At 44.6% G+C, this 18964-nt stretch carries 12 protein-coding genes and 4 tRNA genes; 13 read left to right on the top strand and 3 right to left on the bottom strand.

The genetic code is table 11. From position 1 onward, the window contains the following. Positions 1–22: 22 nt before the first annotated feature. The gene (locus AMBT_RS09995) at positions 23–2728 is read right to left on the bottom strand and encodes a TonB-dependent receptor (RefSeq protein WP_013784504.1); all 2706 of its coding nucleotides are present in this window, start codon (positions 2726–2728) and stop codon (positions 23–25) included. A gap of 389 nt (positions 2729–3117) precedes the next feature. Here AMBT_RS09995 and AMBT_RS09990 point away from each other — a divergent pair, with 389 nt between their 5' ends. The 6 genes from AMBT_RS09990 (at position 3118) to AMBT_RS09965 (ending at position 12167) form a co-directional block, all read left to right on the top strand. Then, the gene (locus AMBT_RS09990) at positions 3118–4056 is read left to right on the top strand and encodes a GGDEF domain-containing protein (RefSeq protein ID WP_013784503.1); all 939 of its coding nucleotides are present in this window, start codon (positions 3118–3120) and stop codon (positions 4054–4056) included. After that, positions 4056–5192 (top strand): helix-turn-helix domain-containing protein, encoded by a 1137-nt coding sequence (locus AMBT_RS09985; RefSeq protein WP_013784502.1) that lies wholly within the window; start codon positions 4056–4058, stop codon positions 5190–5192. The genes AMBT_RS09990 and AMBT_RS09985 overlap by 1 nt, the downstream gene beginning before the upstream one ends. Positions 5193–5426: 234 nt before the next feature. Further along, positions 5427–6725, top strand: coding sequence for a Na+/H+ antiporter NhaC family protein (locus tag AMBT_RS09980; protein WP_049791815.1), 1299 nt, complete (start codon positions 5427–5429; stop codon positions 6723–6725). A 294-nt stretch (positions 6726–7019) separates the two neighbouring features. After that, positions 7020–11048, top strand: coding sequence for an ATP-dependent RNA helicase HrpA (gene hrpA, locus AMBT_RS09975; RefSeq protein ID WP_013784500.1), 4029 nt, complete (start codon positions 7020–7022; stop codon positions 11046–11048). A 158-nt stretch (positions 11049–11206) separates the two neighbouring features. Further along, the gene (locus AMBT_RS09970) at positions 11207–11509 is read left to right on the top strand and encodes a PilZ domain-containing protein (RefSeq protein WP_013784499.1); all 303 of its coding nucleotides are present in this window, start codon (positions 11207–11209) and stop codon (positions 11507–11509) included. Positions 11510–11912: 403 nt separating this feature from the next. Next, positions 11913–12167 carry a DUF2061 domain-containing protein gene (locus AMBT_RS09965; RefSeq protein WP_013784498.1) on the top strand — a complete coding sequence of 85 codons (255 nt, stop codon included), beginning with the start codon at positions 11913–11915 and terminating at the stop codon, positions 12165–12167. A 192-nt stretch (positions 12168–12359) separates the two neighbouring features. Here AMBT_RS09965 and AMBT_RS09960 read toward each other — a convergent pair whose 3' ends face one another. Beyond that, a complete protein-coding gene (locus tag AMBT_RS09960; RefSeq protein ID WP_013784497.1) occupies positions 12360–13553 on the bottom strand; it encodes a class I SAM-dependent rRNA methyltransferase in 1194 nt (397 codons plus the stop codon). 497 nt (positions 13554–14050) lie between these two features. Here AMBT_RS09960 and AMBT_RS09955 point away from each other — a divergent pair, with 497 nt between their 5' ends. Then, positions 14051–15028, top strand: a complete 978-nt coding sequence (locus AMBT_RS09955; protein ID WP_013784495.1) for an NAD(P)H-quinone oxidoreductase — start codon at positions 14051–14053, stop codon at positions 15026–15028. Between the two features lie 151 nt (positions 15029–15179). Here the strand turns inward: AMBT_RS09955 and rnhA are convergent, their stop codons facing one another. Beyond that, a complete protein-coding gene (rnhA, locus tag AMBT_RS09950; RefSeq protein ID WP_013784494.1) occupies positions 15180–15647 on the bottom strand; it encodes a ribonuclease HI in 468 nt (155 codons plus the stop codon). Positions 15648–15750: 103 nt separating this feature from the next. Between rnhA and dnaQ the strand changes: the two genes are divergently transcribed. The 6 genes from dnaQ to AMBT_RS09920 all read left to right on the top strand — a co-directional run bounded on the left by dnaQ (position 15751) and on the right by AMBT_RS09920 (position 18782). Continuing rightward, positions 15751–16467: a DNA polymerase III subunit epsilon gene (gene dnaQ / locus AMBT_RS09945; protein ID WP_013784493.1), complete on the top strand. Its 717-nt coding sequence runs from the start codon at positions 15751–15753 to the stop codon at positions 16465–16467. An 89-nt stretch (positions 16468–16556) separates the two neighbouring features. Beyond that, a complete protein-coding gene (locus AMBT_RS09940) occupies positions 16557–18050 on the top strand; it encodes a TIGR03503 family protein (protein WP_013784492.1) in 1494 nt (497 codons plus the stop codon). A gap of 333 nt (positions 18051–18383) precedes the next feature. After that, positions 18384–18460 (top strand) — tRNA-Asp (locus AMBT_RS09935). Positions 18461–18487: 27 nt separating this feature from the next. Next, positions 18488–18564, top strand: a tRNA-Asp gene (locus tag AMBT_RS09930). Between the two features lie 33 nt (positions 18565–18597). Beyond that, a tRNA-Asp gene (locus AMBT_RS09925) sits at positions 18598–18674 on the top strand. Positions 18675–18705: 31 nt separating this feature from the next. Continuing rightward, positions 18706–18782, top strand: a tRNA-Asp gene (locus AMBT_RS09920). Positions 18783–18964: the final 182 nt, after the last annotated feature.

Below are 18964 nucleotides of genomic sequence, written 5' to 3'. Positions count from 1 at the left end.
ATGGGGTAAATAATGCGCTTAATTAGCGCATTTGCCATGTAAAACCTAGCTCAAACGTACGGCCATATTCTTCAAATTGTGCATTATTCGTGCGCGAATCGAAGTAGTTATAAAATGGCTCGTTATTGATATTGATTGCGTTGAAATACACCTGCATATCATCGTTAATGAAATACTTTGCAGTGAAATCTAGCTGGGCATGTTCATCTTCGTAACGCAGCATGTCACCGTCAATTTCTTCAAAGTTTTCACTCTTATAGGTCATGGCTAAGCGCAAGCTAAAGTCGTTGGCTTCGTAACCAAAGGTTAGGTTTCCAATGGTGTCTGACTGGTTAGGCAGTTGAGTTTCAAACTTTTCACCGTCTAAGAATGTGGTGGCGTCTGAATCGGTGAAGGTGGCATTGGTCGACATAATAAAGCCGTTGTTAAATGCTTTAACCCACGACAATTCTAGCCCGTGTAAACTGGCACTTTCACCGTTAATGGCTTGAATGGCTTCATCGTAGTCTTCCCAACCTTCGGTGCCTGCTACATCGGCATACACTACAAAGTTATCAATATCTTTATAGAAATAACCGGCTGACAGTACGCCAATATCACCAGGGTAATACTCTAAAGACACATCAAGGTTTTGTGCTTCGTAAGGTTGAAGCTCTGGGTTGCCAACTTCTGCTTCACGCTCGGTAACAAAAACGCCGTCATCTTCTTCGGTTTTGCTTTCGATAATTTGAAACGCTGCTACATCTTCAAATTTAGGACGCGAAATGGTTTGCGTATATGCGGCGCGAAGTTGAAGTTTATCTGAAAACGCGTAGCGTGCGTTGATGCTGGGTAACCAGTGATCATAATCTCGCTCGGCTTCCCATACCGTGTTTACCACGTCTTCTACATCAGTTTCTTCATTTTCAATAAGTTCAACACGCATGCCTGAGGTACTGAAATCAGTGCGCTCGTAGCGTACACCAGCCACAATATGAAGCTTATCAATATCAACACTACCCATAATGTAAGCAGCAAAGATATCTTCTTCGTTAACGTAGGTAGCACCATTAGATTCAATTTCTGAATCAAGTTCGGCCAATTCTAGTGCAGCACGATTAGTGTTGAAATAATCACGCATACCAGAACGAGACAAGCCTGGACCAAAATCACCTAGTGAATATTCTGGTGAGTCATCACCGAAATCAGCAGGGTTAATGCCGTCAAAATCGCCATCGTAAATGAATATGCTGCTGTCGCGGTCTTTTTCGCGGCTACGGTATTTTGTGCCTAATTTTAATTCACCCAAATAGCTGCCAAAATTTACAGGGCGAGCCAAATCGAGTTTAAAACTGGTTTCGGTGTCTTTGGTATAGTTATCTTCAAACGAAATTTCATCAAGCTCGTACGTTGATAAGTCCATTGCGTCGGCGTTTTGTGTAATAGCAGGGCGAATGGTACTTAGGTTTGCATCGATGCTGTCGTTTTCAGTCACAAAATTATAGTAAAGCGCGTCTGGCTCATCTTCATCAGATTTAGCATAACCAAGTTGCCAGTCAGCTTTCCATGTTTGAAGCTGGTGTTCACCCCCAAGGGCTACCGTAAAAATACTTTGGGTTTCTTTTCTGTCTTTACTGCCGCGCTCAATTTCTGAATCTTCACCATCTAGGGTGAAGGTATTACTTAAGCGGTATTCTTCGTCTGAAAACTCACTGTACAGAGTGCGAAGATAATACTGGTTGTTAAAGTCTGGACGGTAGTCAAGGTTTACTGCCCCACCCAAACGCTCGCGGGTAATGGTGTACTGGCGTTGTTCTACCTCATCATCGCCATTACTTTCAACGTTATCAGAGCCGAAATCACGGTCAAAGTACGACAAGGCAGCAGCAATACCCCAATCAGGCGTTAATTTTTTTGTAATGGTGCCAGATACTTTAGGGCTGACTTCGTCACGCAAGTCATTTTGGCTACCTTGTACGGTAATGCTCGCCGTATCTTGTTGTTTGTCGAACGCGCTAACACTGGTCACTTCAACTGAGCCGCCGATGGCGTCGGCGTCCATATCAGGGGTAACCGACTTCGACACTTCAAGGGTTTGAATTAGCTCTGAAGGGATAACATCTAGTGCCACCGAACGTACACCAGATTCTGGTGAAGGAATGTTTAAACCATTAATGGTCACGTTGTTTAAATTTGGATCGATACCACGAATGCCCACAAAGCGGCCTTCGCCTTGGTCGCGCTCTATCGACAAGCCTGGTAAACGTTGCAACGATTCTGCGGCATTTTGGTCGGGGAATTGCCCAATGGCATCGGCAGATACCACATTAGATATACGGTTAGATACTCGCTGTTGGTTAATCGCGCTAGCTTGGCTACTACGTTGCCCTAGTACGAGTAATTCTTCAAGTTCATCGCCTTCACCCAGCTCAATAGTCGGGCGTACCGTGTCATCATCGCTTACTGTGACTTTCTGCGTGACCGTTTCTTCACCTAAATAAGAAACTTCTAAGGTATAGGTACCCGCAGGTACACCCGAGAAGCGAAAGCTACCGTCGCGTCGAGATTCTGTGGTTAAGTTTAGCTCTACAAGTTTCACTTTAGCGCCTACGTACACTCGCGCTTCTGCGGCGTCGTTAAGCGTGCCCGTAATTGCGCCATTAGCGGCTAAGGCTTGATGAGACAGTGAAAGGCCAAGGGCGGCAATACAGGCAATGCGTAATGTAGAATAGCGGGTTTTAATTTTCATTCTTAATCCGTGAGTAAAGTGTGCAAAGTAGTGTGGTGATCAATGTGTATGAGCCATGTTCGATGCCGAATACGGTAAAAAGTGGATATGACAATTACATGACGGGAACGCTATCAACACCGGCAGAAATAGCGAATATGATCAGAATGAAAGAAAGGTGAGCTAAATTGACCTGCCAGTAACATGCTAATAAGTTTAGGTATTTTGATACTTTTTTTAAATTCAAAGGTGCCTTGCCACCAATTTGTCACATTGATGAGCCAAACTGACCCTCGACAATCAGGTTAAAAATGGGATATTTCCTGAGTCTTGTTCTACTGCTTGTTCCCGATTGCTTCCTTGGTAATGGCGGGAAAAGCACAGTTTGCTACCCATAAGAGTGCGACATCATGTTTACCTTACGAAATGCCACACAGTTTAGTCACCACAAAGGTTGGCTATTCTTTACTTTTGCTACTGTTGCACTGGCGAGCTCCTTGAGCCTGACCTTTGGCAACGGCAAGCCTCTCGCCATTATATCTGGCCTAGACATCGTGGGTGAGGGCAGTGTAGTACTGTTGACTCTGGGATGGATTGTTGCCGTATTGGCCAGTCGGCCGCCAGGTAAGGTCACTAGCCTGTTAATTGTGGGCTTAGTATTTTTCTTATTCTCAATGACACTCGACTTACTTGATGAGTTTTTACGTTACCCTGATTCCGCGTTGTGGCTCAGCATGATTGAGTCGATACCCGCCGCTATTGGCATGATTATCATGACAGCGGCGCTTTACCTATGGCATTTAGAACAGCGTGCAATCAATTTACAGCTTCGGCGCCGAGAATGGGACTACCGAGACCACCGAGAAATAGATCCTATTACCCAGTTGTATCGAGGCGATTACTGGCAATCACGGGTTACCGCATTGCAAGCATCGGGAAATGATGGCTACGTGGCCATTATTGATATTAATGAATTTTATTATTTTAATCAGCGCTATGGGCAGGCCGAAGGCGACCGCTACTTGCACGAAGTCGCGCAACTGGTGGTGATGAACCTAAGACAGCAAGATTTAGCTTGTCGATATGCCGGCGATAGATTTGCGCTATTGCTGCCTAATGTGAATGAAGCCGAAGCCCAAGATATTGTAAAAGAAGTTAGAGCCAGTATTAGCCATGTAGCGTTTCGCTATAAAGAAGACACGGCCGCCATTTATACCAGTGCGCGCGCAGTGGTTGCGCCACTTACTCAACAAGGATCGCTCACCGATACTTTGCAGCATTTGCTGCTTCAGCTTGAAGACAGCAACAGCGCCCAAAACAATAAAAACGGCAGCAGGAACGCTGCATAGTGATAGCTAGCTCAGTGGTGACTTCAGGGGAAACTCAAAGGCCTGTGAAAACACTTTCGCCAGTACCAGTGACTCAGTCAGACAAAGTGATACCAGCGTATCACCTTGTAAATGCAGTGCTGGACGTGGCCATTCCCCGCGGCGCAAGTAAAGACAGAATACTTCGTGGTACGGGCATTTTTGACGATAGCCTTACGGTAAATACGCGTATTAGTGCCAAACAATGTATAGCCTTATTTTCAAATGTAAGAGGGCAGTGCAAGGGTAACGACGTTAGCTTTTTGATAGGTAAAAGTTTAGGTGGGGTATGGCTACGTGAAGATATAGCCAATATTAAACGAAGCCAAAACCTTGAGCAGGCCATTGAAGCGCTTACAGCAATTCGGTGGGGGAGTATTCCCTTGGTATCGTTTAAGCGCTTTTCGCTACAAGATAAATATATTTGGGTGTTACAAGACACTATGGGGTGTGAAAAAAGAGGTGCTCATAAGCTTTGGCCCTTTATTGCCGAGTTGTATTTATCCATGCTGGTTGCCTTACTTAAGCAGTGGACTGGCACCCGTTTACCTTTGAGTTTTACAATAGATTCAGAAAGACCACGCAACGTTCAAGATTTCGAAACTTACCTAGGACTTCGGGTTGCTTTTCATTCGCCCCTGATGTCTATAACCCTCCCCAAATCTTGTATGACTTCCGCTTTCCCGTTTGCCGATGAGAAAGCAGGCAATGTTCAAGGCGATATTCAAGGTGATGTTCAGGGTGATATCCAAGGCGAGGCACAGCGTAGTTTGGCATATCAGCAAACCCCGGCTTCACCTCAACACACACCAAATTTGAGCTTACTCGATTATATAAGAATTCAGACATTACAAGAGCCTCAAAAAGGCTTAGCGGATTTAGCGAGAAATTTAGGGTGCAGTACCGCAACGTTAAAACGAAAGCTTAGCGACCATAACTACACGTACCGCGGGCTAAGCGAAGAAGCACGGCGGCAACAAGCCATCGTATTGCTGGCGCTTAAAAAGCTAAACAACGAACAAAGCGCCTCGCAAATGGCCTTTTCCGACCTGCCTAACTTTCGCCGTACGATAAAACGATTAACCGGTTTGACCCCAAGTGAGCTGCGCGCCCGTTAATTTGCTTTGCATTAGGTACAAAACCTTTTATCCTTTCACTCGTTTTTACATTATTGTTTAAATGTCTACCAATGTAAGCGCGCTAATCTAAACCCGTTTGTTTATAGTTATTTAGACGTAAAGCGCCTTATAGATACAATAATCGTCGGCCTTACGCCGTGCCCATTCAGATTTAAAGAAGTAGAGTTTTCTGTGCAGCAATCAATTTCAAGTAGCCAACCTAAACCCAATCCAATGGGTTTAACGCCCATTTTATTATTTGTCATTTTGGTGGTAGCTACAGGCCTTATTACTAACGATATTACCGCTATGCCTATTTTGGTGGCGTTTTTTATTAGTGCAGGTTATGGGCTATGCCTAAACCCTAAAGGCGAAAAGGTAAGTTTCTCAGAAAAAGTACAAACGTTCTGCAAAGGCGGCGGCGATAAAAACATTATTCTACTGGTGCTGATATTTCTTCTTGCTGGCGCCTTCTACGCGGTCACCATCGATATTGGTGCGCGCGACGCTACGGTAAATATGGCACTACAATTTGTACCTACTGCCATGATATTGCCCGGGTTATTTTTGATTTGCTGCTTTATTTCGTTTGCCATGGGTACCTCTATGGGCACCATTACTGCACTTTCACCCATTGGGGCGGGGCTGGCAAACAGCTTAGGCTTACCGGTTGAGCTTGCCCTTGGCGTGGTAGTAGGCGGCGCTATGTTTGGTGATAATTTGTCATTTGTATCAGACACCACTATTGCGGCCACTCGAACCCAAGGTGTACAGCTTAAAGACAAATTTCGTGCAAACTTGATGGTAGCTTTACCAGCTTGTTTGGCCACCATGGTACTGCTGTTAATCTTTGTTGATGTAGATACCTCAGAGCTTATTGAAACTAAAGATTACGATGTATGGCGCATATTGCCGTATTTATTCATTATTGGTTTTGCACTAACAGGCTTTAACGTTATCACTGTTTTGGCAGTGGGTATTGCAAGTGCTTGCGTGGTTGGCTTGCTGCAAGGCAGCTTTACCGTGCTTACCATGATGCACAGCATTCAAAAAGGCATGGGCTGGATGCAAGACTTAGCCATGATAGCCATTACCATTGGCGGGATTGTGGCCTTGATGCATGCGAACGGTGGAATTACCTGGCTTATTAACCGGCTAACTAAACGTGTCACTAGCAAAAAGGGCGCAGAGTTTAGTATTGCTGGACTAGTCAGCTTTTTAGATATAACTACCGCCAACAATACCATTGCGATTGTCACTGCTGGTCCTATCGCGAGCGATTTAAATGAAAAGTATGGAGTAGATCCTCGCCGTACTGCATCACTACTCGATATTTTTTCTTGTAGCTTTCAAGGGCTGGTGCCTTACGGGGCGCAGTTATTAAGTGCTGCTGCGGTAGTCGGTATATCGCCGCTTGCCATTACACCTTACTGCTGGTACCCCATGCTTATCTTCGTGTTTGGCTTGTTGGCTATCTGGTTCAACTTTCCCACCTTTGAACAAAAAAATGACGATGAGTTAACAGAAGCATAGGCTGTTGTGAAGTCGCGCTAACTCAAAAATAGCTAGGCAACAAACTAGCGTGATTAACGGTGGAAATTTAGCGCCACTTCTTCTAGGATCGTTCTCCGCTGTTTAGCCGTATAGGTTGGTATAGTTGCGGCTTAGGTTGTTTTTACAACATTGGTTTACAGCACGTTTTGCTATTAAGCACCGCAGCTATAATTCGTAAGTACAGACCGCAAGTACAGATAGTACAAATTATACAGATTATACAAATAGTACAGTTCGCATCACCCAGTTCGTATTAAAAAGTAGGATGGTAAATTGTCTTCACCTAACGCGCCTTCGTCGCCTGTCGCTTTTCAAATTAAACCGCTTTATGCACAACTCGATGATTGTCTGTCGGCGGATAAATTCCCGTTAAAACGGCGTATTCAGCAGTTCACGAAGCAGCTAAATAGCGGTGAAAAGGTAAAGGATGAAAAGGTAAAGGATAGTAACCAAACAGATGCTTCTACAGATAGCCCGCAAAGCAAACTAGCCACTCGATACGAAAAGCTTGTTAACGATATTCAAGCATCAAAAGATAAGCGTGCGTTCAGGCTAAAGAATTTGCCAGAAGTGACGTATCCGCCACTGCCGGTGAGTGATAAAAAAGACGATATTAAAGCAGCCATTGCAGCAAATCAGGTGGTGATTGTAGCGGGTGAAACCGGCTCGGGTAAGACTACCCAGTTGCCGAAAATATGTTTAGAGCTTGGCCGTGGTGTCAGCGGCATGATAGCGCATACCCAGCCACGTCGATTGGCTGCTCGCAGTGTGGCAACTCGTATTGCTGAAGAGCTCAACACGCCGCTTGGTGAAAAGGTAGGCTTTAAGATTCGTTTTAGCGATCAGGTTAGCGAGCGAAGCTACGTAAAACTGATGACAGACGGTATGTTGCTGGCAGAAATGCAAAACGACCGTTTCTTGAATCAATACGACACCATTATTATTGATGAAGCCCACGAACGTAGCTTAAACATCGACTTCTTGCTGGGCTATTTAAGGCAGCTATTAGACAAGCGCCCTGAACTTAAACTCATTATTACCTCGGCTACTATCGACCCCGAACGTTTCTCGAAGCACTTTAATAATGCGCCTATTATTGAAGTGAGCGGACGTACGTATCCAGTTGAAATTCGTTATCACAGCCCTGAAGACAATGAGAACGATACCGATCAAACCGACGCCATTGTGGGGGCGGTTGATGAACTATTAACCGAGAAACCGGGCGATATTTTAGTGTTCTTAAGTGGGGAGCGTGAAATTCGCGACACCCAAGATGCGCTCATGCGCAGGCAATACCGCAATACTGAAATAGTGCCTTTGTATGCTAGGCTTTCCGCCGCAGAACAAAACCGTATTTTCCAATCTCACACCGGTAGGCGCATTGTGTTGTCTACCAACGTGGCAGAAACCTCGTTAACTGTGCCGGGCATTAAGTTTGTTATCGACCCAGGTGTGGCGCGTATTTCACGCTACAGTGCTCGCAGTAAAGTACAGCGGTTGCCTATAGAAGCTATATCGCAAGCGTCTGCGAATCAGCGGGCAGGGCGATGTGGACGTGTTTCCGATGGTATCTGTATTCGTTTATACAGCGAAGATGATTACCTTGGCCGCCCTGAATTTACCGACCCAGAAATACTGCGTACTAATTTGGCCTCAGTTATTTTGCAAATGCTTGCGTTGGGTTTGGGGGATATTGCCGATTTTCCGTTTGTTCAACCGCCAGATAACCGCAACATCAACGACGGTTTTAGGTTGCTAGAAGAAATTCAGGCCATAGTGAAACAAAAAGGCCGTATGCAGCTTACCAAAATGGGTAGACAGATTGCCCGTTTACCTATCGATCCTCGCTACGCCCGTATGGTGGTTGAAGCGCAGCGTACCAATGCGTTAATGGAAGTCATGGTAATTGCCGCGGGGCTATCTATTCAAGACCCTCGTGAGCGCCCACAAGATAAACGCCAACAGGCGGATGAAAAGCACAGCGAATATACCGATAAAGATTCAGACTTTATTAGTTTGTATAACTTGTGGGACGCGTTTAAAGCGCAGCAAAATGAATTAAGCCAGAACCACCTTCGTAAATGGTGTAAGAGCCAATTTATTAATTATCTGCGTATGCGCGAATGGCAAGATATTGTTAGCCAACTTAAAAAGTCGGTGGCCGAACTGGGCTTTGGCATTGTGAAAAACGAGCCAGATTATCAAGCTATTCACGAAGCCATTGCCAGTGGGTTACTGTCGCATATTGGCTTTAAAGATAAAGACAGAGAATACTTAGGCTCGCGCAACACCCGCTTTATGATTTTCCCAGGTTCTGGGCTTTCTAAATCGCAACCTAAATGGGTAATGGCGGCTGAACTCGTTGAAACCTCTAAGCTATTCGCCCGAATGGTGGCAAAAATAGACCCCGTGTGGATAGAGTCTTTAGCTGGGCATGTTAGTCAGCATAGTTATTCTGAGCCCCATTGGTCGAAAAAACGCGGTGCAGTTATCGCGTTTGAAAAAGTGACCTTGTTTGGTTTACCTATAGTGATGAAACGAGCCAAAGTGTATAGCCTAATTGACCCGCCGGTATGTCACGAACTCTTTATTCGGGAAGGCTTAGTTGAAGGTAATACGCGGCTTAATTTTGGTTTCTTGAAAGAGAACCAAGCTTTATTAGAACAAGCCGATGAGTTTGAACAAAAGACCCGACGCCGAGATCTTTTGGTTGATGACGACGAATTAGTCCGTTTTTATGCCTCGCGTATTCCGGTAGAAGCGAACAACGAAGCCGCGTTTAAGAAATGGTATAAAAACCAAGAAGCGTTAGTTAAGCAAGCGGGCGGCGAAAAGTCTGGTACCGAAAAGATAAGCGACGTGCTTACCTTTACCGAGGATGACGTGTATCGCCAACAGCCTGGACAAGCCATAGAGAACGCCTTTCCGGATGCATGGCGACAGGGCAACATCACCATGGGGCTTCGTTATCATTTTGAGCCGAATGCGGATGACGATGGTGTTAGCGTGATTATTCCTTTGCCGGTACTCAACCAAGTGGAAAATATTGGCTTTGATTGGCAAGTGGCAGGGCTACGACATGAACGCATAGTGTCGATGATCAGAACCTTGCCAAAGCGCTTACGCCGCAACTTTGTGCCTGCGCCTAACTTTGCGGATGCCTGCATTGCAGATATAAGCGAGACGGATAAAAATGGCCGCCCCATAAGCCTTGTAGAGGCGGTTACCGCCAAGCTTCGTAAAATGACCGGTATTACCGTAGAAGAAGATGAATGGAATCTGTCGCAGCTAGATAGACACCTGATCATGCACTTTACGGTAGTAAACGATAAAGGCGAAACCATTGCGCGCTCAGACGATTTACACGCTCTTAAACAGCAATGTGCTGGGCAAGTAAAAGAAACCTTTGAAAAGGCGGCTACGCCTGAGCTTGAGCGTAGTGGTATTGAAAGTTGGGATTTCGACACACTGCCTACTACTTTTGCGCAAAAAATGGGTGGCTTTGAAGTACAAGCTTTCCCCGCTTTAGTAGAAAAGGGCGACAAGGTAGATATCGCGCTTATAGACGAGCCAGAAAAAGCGCAATCAATGCACCGAAAAGGTGTGAACGTGTTAATTAAAAACGCCATGCCGTCCCCGCTAAATTACTTGCAAAGTAAGTTACCCAATAAAGCGAAGCTGGGTCTTTACTTTAATCCGTTTGGGCAAATTAAAGCGCTTATTGATGATTGTATTTTTGCCGGTATAGATGCGCTGGTGGGCGAATATTGTGAAAAGCACAACACAGATATTCGTAGCAAAGCGGATTTCGATGCCTGCGTAGATATAGTGCGCGCTGAAATAAACGACAAAGTATTAGAAATAGCCAAGCAGGTAGAGCAGGGCTTAACGCTCGCACATCAATGCCAAAAGCAAATGAAAGGCAATGTGCCCCTTAACATGATAAACGCATTGGGCGATTGCAAAGGGCATCTTTCTAGCTTGGTATTCCCAGGGTTTGTTTCGGATATAGGTGAAGCACGGCTTAACGATTGGAACCGATATATAAAAGGCTTGTCTCGTCGTTTAGAAAAACTACCGATTGATCCGAATAAAGACAGAATGCATCAACTCACCGTTGAAAAAGCCCTAAGTGAATGGGAAAAAGCGTGTGGTAAATACCCTAAAGGCAAAGTACCAGAAGCATTATTAGATACACGTTGGATGATTGAAGAATTAAGGGTGTCTTTATTTGCCCAAGCATTAGGTACGGCTTACCCCATATCGGCAAAGCGTATCTCACTGTTTTTAGCTGACTTCTAGCTGGGAAATTAAGCGGCTTGTTTAATTTCCCAAATGACAGAATCTAATTTTCTAAATATAAATGGACAATTATTGATCAGGCTGATTGACAAGCAGCCAAGCTCGCCCTATAACAGGTAGAGCAACATGTGGTTTGAATACGTAGTGGAGATGTAGAAATGTTGGGATACGACGATAAGCGAAATTTTTTCAGGATGATGGTTAATTCGCCTTGTCAGTTACAGGTTACTGATGATGAATCGAGCCGCACTATGCAAGCAATGTGTAAAGATATAAGTGCAACAGGCATGTCTTTAGAAGTTGATGAACCTTCGATAGAAATTGGTACGCAAGTTAGCGTTGCCATAGATTCTCCAAGCTCTCAAGTACCTTCACTAGCAGCCATTGCTACTGTGGTTCGCTGTGAGCCAGACACGGAATCTAGCTGTTTGATTGGGGTTGAAATCACAGAAATGAAATAGGCTGATAGTGTTTTCGCAAGCCTAAGTATATTCATTACAATGACTCACGACGTCTCTCGTGAGTCTCTCTTGAGTTTCTCTTGAGTCAGACTAGCCTTTTTTCTCACCGCTACCCATAGCTAATTACATTTAGTCATCGATAAATTATTGGCAATCATTTTGCCGACTTCCCCGGCGGTATGTTTCACGGGCTTTAATGGCCGCTGATTTATCTCGTTGGCTTATCTCTTCACATTATGACTGCGCGTATATGACTTGTTTTAAACCCGCTAAGCAACGCCCTTCATAAGTTTGAAATCGAATAAGTCGATGGCGCCCTTCGTAAAAATCAATTGTCTTTAATGTATCTAATCGATAATAATTCTCATTAACGATTCGAGACAAACTTATTAGGTCAATCATTATGAAAAAGACAATCACTTTTGCGTGTATGCACTTCACCGTCGCTTTTACAGTGGCATATTTATTAACAGGCAGTGCAGTAGTGGGTGGGGCAGTAGCCTTAGTTGAGCCAGCTGTGAATACGGTGGTATTTTATTTTCACGAGCGAGTCTGGAAGAAGTTTGAGAACCAGCCTAAAGACCAAGCTAGCGATCAGCAACTACGTAGTGGTCCCGAGCAGGCTTTTGCTTCAAATGAGATGGCATTGGCATCATAAGCGTTTGCTAAGTTTGCCTCTTATTTGAATTTTCGAAGAACGTGGCACTAAAGGTGAGTTAAGTTCAATAACACTTAATAAAACCTTAGCGCCACGTTTTTTATGCTTAATGAATTAAACAGTAACCCTGTATTAATTCGCTTTTATTCGTCTGTGGCGTGTATTTCGTTGGATGTAAAAGTACGCCAGAAATTACAGATCAGTGACTTCACAAACTAAACCTTTCAAGTAATACCCTTCAGGATAACTGCCTATCACAGGGTGATCGGTGGCTTGGTTAAGTCGCGCAATAATTTTGATGGTTCTTCCTGCATCCAATGCGGCATCAGCCACAATTTTTTGAAACAAATCGGCTGGCATTAAGCCAGAGCAGCTAAAAGTAAGCAGTAATCCACCATTTCTCACCGCATGAATTCCGTACAGGTTTATATCTTTATAGCCGCGGGCAGCGCGGGTGAGTGATGCTTTGTTGTCGATAAATTTTGGGGGATCGAGGATAACCATATCAAATTGTTCTTTACGTTCGTGGTATTCACGCAACTGCTTAAAAACATCTTTTTTGACGTAATGACTTTTGGTTTCATCTAAACCATTTAACGCCACATGCTGCTTAGCAAGGTCAAGAGCAGGTTGAGAAACATCCACATTAGTAACCGATTTTGCACCGCCTTGTAGTGCGTAACAAGAAAAGGTGCCGGTATAGCTAAAGCAATTAAGCACGTCAGCGTCTTTGGCATAATGTGCAGCGGCAGCACGACTATCTCGTTGATCAAGATAAAAGCCTGTTTTGTGGCCGTTCTCTATATCAACAATGATAGAAAGCCCATTTTCTTTTACGGTAACTTGCATAGGTGGCTCGCCGCTCACCACACCTGTAACTGGCTCTAAACCTTCCTTTTTACGTACATCAACATCGCTTCGCTCGTAAACGTGGGTGCCGGGCTTTAACTTGTTTATTGCCCACACAATTTTATCTCGGTGCTTCTCGGCCCCAGCGCTTAATAGTTGCAATACGGCTACGTTGTCGTACAAATCTATGGTAACACCTGGAAGGCCATCACTCTCAGATGCAATCCAGCGAAATGCATTGGTGACTTCTGGGTCAAATAAACGCATTCTCAAATTAAGCGCAATTTCCATACGGCGTAAAAAGAACGCGTTATCGATGCTTTCTTCTTTACTAAATGTCCACATGCGCACGCGAATTTGCGAAGTAGGAGAGTAAGCGCCGCGACCTAACCAATCACCTTCTGAATCGAACACATCAACAGTGTCACCACTGCGCCCTCTACCTTTTAGTTCTGCCACGGCGCTTTCAAACACCCAAGGATGGCGACGACGAAGGGATTTATCTCTGTTAGGGTGCAAAATAACTTGTGATGACATGAAACGTACTCTATTTCTTGAATTAGCTAGGAAGTGGGTATTGCATTGAAAGCCTTTAGCCTTATAAGAAGCCTTTAGCCAAATAAAAAGCCTTTAGCAAATGAACGGCCTTTGCAACCACACGTAAGCGGCGGGGCGAAGTATAGCGATAAAGCGTTGCCTATGCGAATGATTACCCCGTTTACTGACCAGAAGTTAGCTATTTTACTAAGTTTGATAGAAAGTTGTTTAGGCCGCGCAGGCGAGTGGAAACACATAAAGTTATAGCAAACTATTGGTGATCATGAGTTTTGTTTTAATCGCATTACGTTACATTATTTGAAGTCTAATTTTGCACAATAAGATAGGTGTTAGTGATATGAGGCTAAAATTGTAAACTCAATTATGCACTTAAAATTATCATCCACGTAGTCATAGGTTAACGTATTTATTCATGCTATCACTAACGTGCAAAGACATACTGCACCCCCAGTGAAATTCCAAAAAAGAGGATACTAATGCAATTTGTAAACTTCGAAAAAGGCTGTGCACCTGAAGGCCTAACAATAGCAGAGGTTGATGCACCCGTACTCACCGACGACAAAGTGCTAGTGCAAGTACACGCCTTTGGTGTGAACCGTGCCGATACACTGCAACGACAAGGGCACTATCCACCGCCCCCTGGTGAAAGTGAAATTTTAGGGCTTGAGGTTGCCGGTGAGGTCATAGAGGTTGGCACTACAGTCAGTGAGTGGAAAGTGGGGGATAAGGTCTTTGGATTAGTGGCAGGCGGCGGCTATGCACAACAAGTTGCCGTCAATCCACTACATCTAATGCCTATTCCCGAGAACATGCCGTATAGCTCGGCAGCAGGGCTTGCCGAGGTGTTTCTTACTGCATTTCAATGCTTGCGCCTTATTGCGAATGTAAAACCAGCAGAGCGAGTACTCATTCACGGTGGTGCTAGTGGTGTGGGATTAGCTGCTACTCAGCTTTGTCATTATTGGGGAGTAGAAAGCGCCGTTACCGCGTCATCCCAAGAAAAGCTAGCACACTGCCAGCAAAACGGCGCTAACCTGCTGATAAACTATAAAGATAAAAACTTTGCTGAAGAGATAAAAGCTAATTGGCCTGAAGGCGTTAATATGGTGCTTGATATGGTGGGGGGCGATTATCTAAATCGGAACCTTCACATTCTAAAGCGCGATGGCATTGTGGTTTACCTCGCCATGTTGGCTGGGCGTTATGCCGATAACCTTGATATGGCATTAATGCTGGGTAAACGAGCCAGAATACAAGGTACTACGCTGCGCAATAGAACGGATGAATACAAAAGCGCGCTTATCAGTGACTTCTCGACAACCTGTTTACCTGCATTCACTTCGGGCGAGCTTAGCGTAAACATAGATACGGTATACGCAATAAATGATGTCGCAAAATCTCACGCACGTTTAGAAAGTAACGACACGCAAGGAAAGATAGTTGTAGAGTGGTAGTGAGAAGTGAAACATAAAAACAATTTAGCGTAATAAAAGAAAAGGCAATGCTGCCTTTTCTTTTTTGCATAATCACTAACCTTTACCTATACCTATAGAGGTATCTGCTTGCAAATCCATTGGCCTTGTAAGCTATTAATCCTTAACGCAATTAGCCTGTAAAGCCACTGTCTGGTGTTGTAGGTTTGGCTTCTGCCGCACCCCGAGCTAAATCATCGCAGCGTTCATTTTCAGGGTGACCCGAATGGCCTTTTACCCAGTGCCAATTAATTTTATGCTTGCTCACTGCTTCATCAAGGCGTTTCCAAAGGTCGGCATTTTTTACCGCTTTTTTGTCTGATGTGCGCCAGCCGTTCTTACGCCAGTTGTGGATCCATTGATTGATACCGTTTTTCACATACTGACTATCTGTCGTCAATTCAACGTTGCAGGGCTCAGTTAAGCTGTTTAATGCTTCAATAGGCGCCATTAATTCCATACGATTGTTGGTAGTATGCGCGAATCCGCCACTTAGCTCTTTACGGTGACTGTTATAAACTAAAACAGCACCATAACCGCCAGGGCCTGGGTTTCCAAGGCATGAGCCATCAGTAAAAATGTGAATGGTTTTTTGAGCCACTGGGTGTCCTTAAATTATTTACTTTCATATTTCGCTTTTCCCTTAGCCTGTGGCGAAGGGGTTGATATACTATCAAAAAACAAAAGGTAAGATTAGAGGAATCATGCGTCAGATTGTACTAGATACAGAAACTACAGGTATCGACCCTAAAGAAGGTCACCGAGTGATTGAAATTGGGTGTGTTGAGCTGGTTAACCGTAAACTTACTGGCAATCACTTTCATGTATACATTAATCCAGGCCGCCAAATTGAACAAGAAGCGATAGATGTTCACGGTATTACTAATGAGTTCTTAACCGACAAACCTACATTTAGAGATGTAGCCGAAGATTTTGTGAATTTTATTCGCGGTGCTCAATTAGTTATTCATAACGCGCCCTTCGATGTGGGCTTTATGGATCACGAATTTGGGATGGAACCGAAAACCCGTGGCGTTATCACCAAAGATATTTGTAGTGTGCTTGATACCTTGGCGGTTGCGCGCAAAATGCACCCAGGGCAGAAAAATAACCTAGATGCGTTGTGTAAACGTTATGGCATAGACAACAGCCACCGTGAGCTTCACGGGGCATTACTGGATGCTGAAATACTCGCCGACGTTTACCTGCTAATGACCGGTGGACAGACAAAGCTTAATTTGGCATCTAAGGGCAGCGGTGAAAACCAATCAGATGCACTTCGCCGGTTGAACAGAAACGGAAATAAATTAAAGGTTATCAAGGCTAGCGCCGATGAATTAGCACAGCATGAATCCCGTTTAGATATTGTAGAAAAAGCAGGGGGTAAATGTTTGTGGCGCCCAGAGCAAAACGATGCATAGCTAATTCAGGTGCAGGTTATGGTGTGTTGCTTTAGCTGCTAGACGTACTTAACCATTTTTAAAATACATTTCCAAAGGAGCGGGCAACAGTGAGAGTAGGTGTGATGAAACTAGTGTTGGCGTTGTGCCTATTAGGATGTACTTCAACGGTATTTTCACAAGATACTTCGCTGCCAGCTCCGTCATCACAGGACACGCAAGTCGACACTGCGCCTTCCCCTATTACTGACTTGGGGGATGAATACGAAAACTCGATTAAGTTATTACAGAATCGTTTTCGTATTGATTACAACGTGAAAGAGGTCTCCATGATTTTCTTTCGCGAATACGGCTCTGCCCCCGTAGTATTAGTTCGCCCCGATGGTTCAAAGTTATTTCAAGGTCGGGTGGACGAGACCTACGTTAAGTGGTTCGATGCCGACACCTTCGACATGATCACTATTGAAAACCCTATGCCTGGCCCTTGGCAGGCGGTAGGTCAGGTTAACCCAGCAAGTCGGGTTATGGTCATTTCTGATATTAAGCTTCACGCCACATCGCTTCCCAGCATTCTCTTTTCGGGCGAAATATTAAAATCTACGGCTTACCTAACCAACGGCGGCGAAAAAATAGATAACCAACAGTTCCGTGATGTTGTGGAATTGTCTATTGAGTTCGAAAGTGCAAATGACCCTAATTACGACAACTTTGGTGCTAACGATGCAGAAATTGCAAAGTTTGAAGATAACGGTCGGGGTATGGATGAGCGTCCAATGGATGGCGTGTTCACTGGCCAATTCAATTTAAAGGTTGCAGCAGGTAAATGGCAGCCTGTTTATCGAGTAGACACGCCAATGTTCACGCGAGAACAAATTGGTGCACCCATTATCCTTTACAACAACCCTGTTTATGTGGATGTTGAATTAGACGCTACCGATGGCACGGGAGACGGTTATCACACGCTGCTCATTGATGTGAACCGCGAGCTAGTTAATATTGAGTCACTCCTGATTGACGGTAAAATTAAATTTCCAAACGCAGATATTCAAAACTTTTCGTTAACCGAAGGCGGCGATAGTGTGCGAGAGCATCTTATCGTGGCGTACGAAGAGGGGGTTTATCGCGTTAAATTAACCGCCTATGGCACAACATCAGAAGGCCGAGACTTCATACTGGATGTTCCTGAATATACTTTTGTGGCTGAAGCGCCTGAGCCAGAAGTGATAGACCCGCTTATTGACGGCGAAGACCCTATTGTTGATGGCAGTGAAGATCCGCTTTCAATGGGTGATAGTTCAACATCTCTCAATCAAGACAATACACAGTCGATGGCTGAAGATGATGAAATGGATTCAGGCACGCTAACCCTGATTATTTTAGCGGTGAATGGGACCATCATTTTAATAGGTGTTATTGCTGCGGTTATTATTATCTTGAAAAGACGAAAGGCCAGTGGTCCTGCATCTGCAAAAGCAGCCACGAAAAAAGAAAATAAAAAGGCCAAGAAGAAAGTGGTGTCTGAATCTGACTTATCGCTTGATAATGAACCTAAGGGCTTTAAAAAGTTGCTGGCAAGGTTTAAGAAGTCGAAACCGGCAGAGTAGGGTAAAGAGTGGGGCAAATAAATAGGCCATTTAAATAGGGCTGTATCGCCGTAGCAGGAGTTCTTTTGCTATTCATTAATACAAAAGTGTAAGTAAGCTATCCTAAGGTGAGCGTGGCCTGTGGGAAGAGCGTCCTAGTTTTATGTGTACGAATTCCCGCCTGATTGAATTATATTTCAACATTGTGTTTATTTATCGTGCAAACAGTGCCCAGATGACAATTTTATTAATAAAAAGCATTGACTCTGCAGGGTCTAAACCGTATTATCTGCGCCGCAGTGAGGGCAAGGGGTTTTAACAACTCAACTAACTCACTGATAACATTGAAATTGTGGAGCGGTAGTTCAGTTGGTTAGAATACCGGCCTGTCACGCCGGGGGTCGCGGGTTCGAGTCCCGTCCGCTCCGCCACTTTCAATGCTATAACTAAAAGGCCACGGAGCGGTAGTTCAGTTGGTTAGAATACCGGCCTGTCACGCCGGGGGTCGCGGGTTCGAGTCCCGTCCGCTCCGCCATTTAGTTATAACAAAGTGTCTCTTCGATGATGTGGAGCGGTAGTTCAGTTGGTTAGAATACCGGCCTGTCACGCCGGGGGTCGCGGGTTCGAGTCCCGTCCGCTCCGCCACTTATCGAAATAGCACACTTTCCCATTATGCGGAGCGGTAGTTCAGTTGGTTAGAATACCGGCCTGTCACGCCGGGGGTCGCGGGTTCGAGTCCCGTCCGCTCCGCCATTTTCGGGAAAGCATTTACTCTGGCAGGTTCTACTGCTCACTGTTAAAACTTCTTTATCAACTTCATACTGTTGCAGACAATCTGTTTGCGTTTCATCTATTATTTCTTCTACTTTTCCTTCACTTAGTTTTCCCTTGTTTTTCTTGCAGTACTACAATCTATAGTTCTTGCTCCTGTAGTT

Origin of the sequence: Alteromonas naphthalenivorans, from assembly GCF_000213655.1 — a bacterium.
GTDB lineage: Bacteria > Pseudomonadota > Gammaproteobacteria > Enterobacterales > Alteromonadaceae > Alteromonas > Alteromonas naphthalenivorans.
The sequence above is the reverse complement of the archived record's forward strand: the minus strand, read 5'-3'. Positions and strand labels throughout refer to the sequence as shown.

Bases quoted from the DNA above. Each gene is read 5' to 3' on its own strand.
- AMBT_RS09980 (WP_049791815.1), top strand. From the start codon at position 5,427: ATGGGTTTAACGCCCATTTTATTATTTGTCATTTTGGTGGTAGCTACA.
- AMBT_RS09970 (WP_013784499.1), top strand. From the start codon at position 11,207: ATGTTGGGATACGACGATAAGCGAAATTTTTTCAGGATGATGGTTAAT.
- AMBT_RS09955 (WP_013784495.1), top strand. From the start codon at position 14,051: ATGCAATTTGTAAACTTCGAAAAAGGCTGTGCACCTGAAGGCCTAACA.
- AMBT_RS09995 (WP_013784504.1), bottom strand. From the start codon at position 2,728: ATGAAAATTAAAACCCGCTATTCTACATTACGCATTGCCTGTATTGCC.
- AMBT_RS09965 (WP_013784498.1), top strand. From the start codon at position 11,913: ATGAAAAAGACAATCACTTTTGCGTGTATGCACTTCACCGTCGCTTTT.
- AMBT_RS09990 (WP_013784503.1), top strand. From the start codon at position 3,118: ATGTTTACCTTACGAAATGCCACACAGTTTAGTCACCACAAAGGTTGG.
- dnaQ (WP_013784493.1), top strand. From the start codon at position 15,751: ATGCGTCAGATTGTACTAGATACAGAAACTACAGGTATCGACCCTAAA.
- AMBT_RS09960 (WP_013784497.1), bottom strand. From the start codon at position 13,553: ATGTCATCACAAGTTATTTTGCACCCTAACAGAGATAAATCCCTTCGT.